General features: G+C 63.3%; 1 pseudogene. It reads right to left on the reverse strand.

From position 1 onward, the window contains the following. Positions 1 to 403 (reverse strand): annotated as a pseudogene (locus LPA54_RS40815) (pectate lyase); the annotation flags it as partial.

The raw sequence follows: 403 nt of genomic DNA on the forward strand, positions 1-403 counted from the left end.
GGAGTCGATGTTCTCGTACAGGTTGTGGTGGAACGTGACGTACCCGTTGGAGGTGTCGCTCTCGCTGGAGCCGATGAGGCCGCCGCGCCCGGAGTTGCGCAGGACGCTGTACGACAGCGTCACGTACTGGGTGTTGTCCTTCATGTCGAACAGGCCGTCGTAGCCCTCGGACTCACCGCCGGACGCCTCCAGCGTGACGTGGTCCACCCAGACGTTCCTGACACCGCTTTCCATGCCGATGGCGTCGCCGCCGTTCGACGTGGGCGAGCCGGACTTCTTGACGTTCCGGACGGTCACGTTCTGGATGATGATGTTCCTGGACTCCCGGATGTGGATGCCCAGTTGGTCGAAGACCGCGCCGTTGCCGACGCCGACGATGGTGACGTTGCTGATCTGCTTGAGC

Source organism: Streptomyces sp. DH12, from assembly GCF_020873895.1.
Classification (GTDB): domain Bacteria; phylum Actinomycetota; class Actinomycetes; order Streptomycetales; family Streptomycetaceae; genus Streptomyces.